Source organism: Streptomyces sp. MBT65 (assembly GCF_016612545.1).
In the GTDB taxonomy this organism is placed as follows: domain Bacteria; phylum Actinomycetota; class Actinomycetes; order Streptomycetales; family Streptomycetaceae; genus Streptomyces.
In genome coordinates this window covers 1-4,293 of the sequence record NZ_JAENRY010000564.1, presented here as the reverse complement: position 1 = coordinate 4,293, position 4,293 = coordinate 1, and the positions used below count along the sequence as shown (strand labels likewise).

The following is a 4,293-nucleotide window of genomic DNA, read 5'->3' as shown; positions in this document are numbered from 1 at the left end:
CCCCGGCACAGGGGCCGCCGACATCCGCACGCCTCCCACCCCGCACGACCCCGGCACGGCACCGGCCGACGCCCGCGAGTGGCCTAACCCTGGCCCCCGGTCCGGCACGCCGCACCCCACGTGGGGGGAGGACTGGACGGGCCCGATAGCCTTCGCCCCATGACCATGCAATCCGCTGTGCGACGCCGCCGCGCCGTCGCCGCCGCCGGCGCCGTTTCCGCCGGACTGCTCGTCCTGTCGGCGTGCGACAAGCCGACGCCGATCTCGACGATCACCGTCGGGAGGAACTCGGTCCACACCGAGGCCACCTGCTACAACGACGGCGACGCGGTGAAGACCGCGGAGCTGGCGAAGTGCGTTTCGGTGTCTGAAGGCCTCCACGTCGATCTCGGTCGACCCGGACGAGACCGTGCGTTTCGGTGTCGACCCGAAGATCGCCGACAACGGCTGGACGATCCTGATGAACGGTCAGCCGCTGACCGACTCCAGCAAGAAGACGTACCGCACGATCCCCGGCAGCGTGTTCTTCAACACCCAGTACGGCGCGACCGGCAACTCGACCGTCGTCTCCATCAAGGAGGGCGACAAGACGGTCAAGGGCCTGTGGTCCTTCAAGTTCAAGAAGGACTCCTGACCACGTCGTCCGTACGGATCCTCGTCGCCACCGCCGTCCCCGCCGAACGGGACGCGGTGGCACGGGCGTTCACGAACAGCGACTGGGTTGATGTCATCGCCGCCGGGGTGGGGCCGGCCGCCGCTGCCGCCGCCACGGCCCTCGCTCTCGCCCGTACCCCGTACGACCTCGTCGTCTCGGCCGGGATCGCCGGCGGCTTCCAGCCCGAGGCGCCCGTCGGCTCCCTCGTGATCGCCGACGAGATCACCGCGGCCGACCTGGGCGCCGAGACCGCCGACGGGTTCGTGCCGGTCACCGAACTCGGCTTCGGCACCGTCACCCACCGTCCGCCGATTGCACTCGTACGAGCGCTCGCGGCCGCCACCGGCGCCCGCACCGGAGCCGTACTCACCGTCTCCACGGTGACCGGAACGGCCGCCCGCGCCACGGAACTTCGCGCCCGCCACCCCCGGGCCCTCGCCGAGGCGATGGAGGGTTTCGGTGTCGCCGAGGCCGCCGCCGCGCACGGCGTCCCCGTCCTGGAACTGCGTGCGGTCTCCAACCCCGTCGGCCCGCGCGACCGCGCCGCCTGGCGCATCGGCGACGCGCTCGCGGCCCTGGCCGAGGGATTCGGGAAGTGCGCGCCCGTACTGGAGAGTTGGAACAGGTATGACCCCTTCGACGACTGAGCCTCTGCAGATCGCCTATTCGCCCTGCCCGAACGACACCTTCGTCTTCGACGCCTGGGCGCACGGCCGGGTGCCGGGCGCGCCCGCGCTCGACGTGACCTTCGCGGACATCGACATCACCAACGGCATGGCCGAACGCGGTGAGTCGGACGTCCTGAAGGTGTCGTACGCCGTGCTGCCGTACGTTCTCGACGAGTACGCGCTGCTGCCCTGCGGGGGTGCGCTGGGGCGGGGATGCGGGCCGCTGGTCCTGACCCGGGGGCCGGGTGACCTCACCGGTCGTACGGTCGCCGTGCCGAGTGAGCGGTCGACGGCGTATCTGCTGTTCCGGCTGTGGGCGGCGGACACGATTCCGGGTGGGGTCGGCGAGATCGTCGTCATGCCGTTCCACGAGATCATGCCGGCCGTGCGGGACGGGAAGGTCGACGCGGGGCTCGTCATCCACGAGGCGCGCTTCACGTACCAGAACTACGGCCTGCACAAGCTCGCGGACATGGGCGAGCACTGGGAGGCCACGACCGGGCTGCCGATCCCGCTGGGCGCGATCATCGCCAAACGGTCCCTGGGGGAGGAGCGGTTGAGGCTGCTCGCCGACTCGATCCGCACGTCCGTCCGCGCCGCCTGGGACGAGCCCGAGGCCTCGCGCCCGTACGTCATGGAGCACGCCCAGGAGATGGACCCGTCCGTCGCCGACCAGCACATCGGGCTGTACGTCAACGAGTTCACGGCCGATCTGGGGGACGACGGGTATGCGGCGGTCCGAGGTCTGCTGACGCGCGCGGCGGCCGAGGGGCTGGTGCCGCCCCTCGGCCCGAACTCGCTCGAATTTCCCTAGCGCCTGAAGATCCGCTGAATCTCCTGGATATCTACACGTCCAACTGGTCGGCGACCGCGCGCAGCAGGCCTGCGATCTTCGCGCCCGCGGGCTTGTCGGGATAGCGGCCGCGTTCCAGCATCGGGGTGATGTTTTCCAGGAGGGTCGTCAAGTCCTGGACGATGGAGGCCAGTTCGTCCGGCTTCTTGCGCTGGGCCGCCGCGACCGACGGGGTCGGGTCGAGCAGGGCCACCGAGAGCGCCTGGTCGCCGCGCTGACCGGCGACGACCCCGAACTCCACGCGCTGTCCGGGCTTCAGGGCATCAACTCCGGCGGGCAGAACCGAGGAATGGACGAAGACGTCACCGCCGTCGTCACGGGAGAGAAAGCCGAAGCCCTTCTCGCTGTTGAACCACTTGACCTTGCCGGTAGGCACGTCTGTCCTCGTCCTCGTACTCGTCGGAAAACTGCTTCGGATAGCAGACCGGCGGGTCGTCGGGACCCGCCGGTACCAAGGCTAATGGTCTTCAGGCGGCTGACAAGACGTCGCCCGCTTGTTCCTTCGCGCTGGGAACTACCCTGGTCCGGTGCGTGACAAAACCCAAACGAATTCCGCCGCGGCCGGTGACCGACTGATCCGTGCCGGTGCCATCGTCTTTTTCCTCGGTGCGGTGGCCACACTCGTCACCGTGGTACCGCTCTTGCTCCACACGACACCTTTTCCGACGTACATGTACCTCTTGAGCATGCTCATGGGGGTCGGATTCCTGCTCGCCGCCGCGGGAGTGCTCCAGTCGGTGGCCGCGGGCCGCCGTCAGGCGCGTGCGACGAGGTAGTCCGAAAGCCACCGTGGGAACTCGGTGAGGTCGCCGAGGACGATGTCCGCCCCGGCCGCGCGCAGTTCGTCGGCGTCGCACGGGCCGGTCGCCACCGCGACCGACAGGGCCTCGGCGACGCGGGCGCCGCGCACGTCCCCGACGTGGTCGCCGACGTAGACGCTCGCGCCCTCCTCGCGCAGCGCCTCCGCCTTCTGCTCGGCCCACAGGTCGCCGATCACGGCGTCGGCGTCGATGCCGAGGTGGGCGAGGTGCAGCTTCGCGTTGGGCTCGTACTTCGCGGTCACCACGACCGCCCGGCCGCCCGCCGCCCGTACCGCCTCGATCGCCTCGGCGGCGCCGGGCATCGCGAGGGTCGCGGCGATGGCGATCGACGAGTACATCTCGCGGTACAGGTCGGCGACGGCGGGCACCTCGTCCGCCGGGAACCAGTTGATCAACTCGTCCGCGAGCGGCGGCCCGAGCCGGGTGATCGCGAGATCGGCGTCGATGTACGTCCCCGTCCGCTCGGCCAGCGCCAGCATGCTGGCGCGGATACCGGGCCGGGAGTCGATGAGGGTCATGTCGAGGTCGAAGCCGACGGTCGGGCCGGGCGAGGAGTACGAAGTCATATGGGCCATTGTGCCCAGTCGCCACGACAATCCCACCGGGTCCGTCGACCGCCCTGCCGCTGTCGACCGCCCTGCCGCTGTCGCTTGCCTACCGCTGTCGCTGCGAGCGCCACACCAGGTACAGCGCCGACGCCACCGCCGCGCCCCGCACCACCCACGGCCAGGTCTCCGAGATCGCGTCGTTCATGTGGCCCTGGGCGATGGGGGTGCCCCAGCGGCCGGTGTTGCGGCCCCACAGCCAGACGATGCCGGCCGCGACGGCCGCCGTCGGCAGGCCGATCACCGCCGCCTTCGTCTCGGCGTCGGTCAGCCGCCGGGAGGCGTACGCGATGAGCCAACCCAGCAGCAGCGCGAACCAGTTGCCGAGTGCGGCGCCCCCGACGAGCAGTGCGGCGGCGATCAGCAGCAGGGGGTTGGACCAGCGTCCGACCGGGAGGCGGGGGACCACACGGCGTCGGCGGGCGGGGACTTCCGGCGCCTGCTCGATCACCGGTGCGGCCACCGGCTCCGGTTCCTTCGCCGGCTCCTTCGGGGGTTCCTTCGACGGCGGGGGCTTGAGCAGGTCCGGGATCTCGACCCCGCCGGTGAACCCGGGCACACTGTCGCCCAGCGCGAAGCCGTTGCCCTCACCGCGCCACCAGTCGGGCTGCACGACACTGCCGCCGAGCTCGGACGCGCTCGCGAGATGCGGCGGGGCGGGGGAGGTGTCGGGCGCGGGCGCGGCCTGGGT

5 protein-coding genes and 2 pseudogenes are annotated in these 4,293 nt (G+C 70.9%); 4 read left to right on the top strand and 3 right to left on the bottom strand.

Annotated elements, in window-relative coordinates:
* The first annotated feature begins 177 nt into the window (after window positions 1-177).
* From JHN63_RS50355 to JHN63_RS50345, 3 genes and pseudogenes are all read left to right on the top strand, one after another.
* Window positions 178-634: pseudogene (locus JHN63_RS50355) on the top strand (DUF2771 domain-containing protein).
* Window positions 604-1,302: a futalosine hydrolase gene (locus JHN63_RS50350; protein WP_200691832.1), complete on the top strand. Its 699-nt coding sequence runs from the start codon at window positions 604-606 to the stop codon at window positions 1,300-1,302. Before JHN63_RS50355 ends, JHN63_RS50350 begins: the two are co-directional and overlap by 31 nt.
* Entirely contained in the window at window positions 1,283-2,137 is an 855-nt protein-coding gene (locus JHN63_RS50345) for a 1,4-dihydroxy-6-naphthoate synthase (RefSeq protein ID WP_200691831.1), read from the top strand. Before JHN63_RS50350 ends, JHN63_RS50345 begins: the two co-directional genes overlap by 20 nt.
* Window positions 2,138-2,168: 31 nt before the next feature.
* Here JHN63_RS50345 and JHN63_RS54535 read toward each other — a convergent pair whose 3' ends face one another.
* Window positions 2,169-2,552 (bottom strand): cold-shock protein, encoded by a 384-nt coding sequence (locus tag JHN63_RS54535; RefSeq protein ID WP_200691830.1) that lies wholly within the window; start codon window positions 2,550-2,552, stop codon window positions 2,169-2,171.
* 151 nt (window positions 2,553-2,703) lie between these two features.
* Here JHN63_RS54535 and JHN63_RS53690 point away from each other — a divergent pair, with 151 nt between their 5' ends.
* Complete coding sequence (locus tag JHN63_RS53690) at window positions 2,704-2,952, top strand: hypothetical protein (RefSeq protein WP_307782189.1); 249 nt, start codon at window positions 2,704-2,706, stop codon at window positions 2,950-2,952.
* On the opposite strand, the gene JHN63_RS50335 is transcribed toward JHN63_RS53690, so the two are convergent.
* Both JHN63_RS50335 and JHN63_RS50330 read right to left on the bottom strand, forming a co-directional pair.
* A complete protein-coding gene (locus JHN63_RS50335) occupies window positions 2,931-3,572 on the bottom strand; it encodes an HAD family hydrolase (protein ID WP_200691829.1) in 642 nt (213 codons plus the stop codon). The two genes, JHN63_RS53690 and JHN63_RS50335, sit on opposite strands and share 22 nt — an antisense overlap.
* 79 nt (window positions 3,573-3,651) lie before the next feature.
* Window positions 3,652-4,293, bottom strand: a pseudogene (locus JHN63_RS50330) (hypothetical protein); the annotation flags it as partial.

Coding starts and splice junctions, on each gene's coding strand:
- JHN63_RS50335 (WP_200691829.1), bottom strand. CDS start 3,572: ATGGCCCATATGACTTCGTACTCCTCGCCCGGCCCGACCGTCGGCTTC.
- JHN63_RS50345 (WP_200691831.1), top strand. CDS start 1,283: ATGACCCCTTCGACGACTGAGCCTCTGCAGATCGCCTATTCGCCCTGC.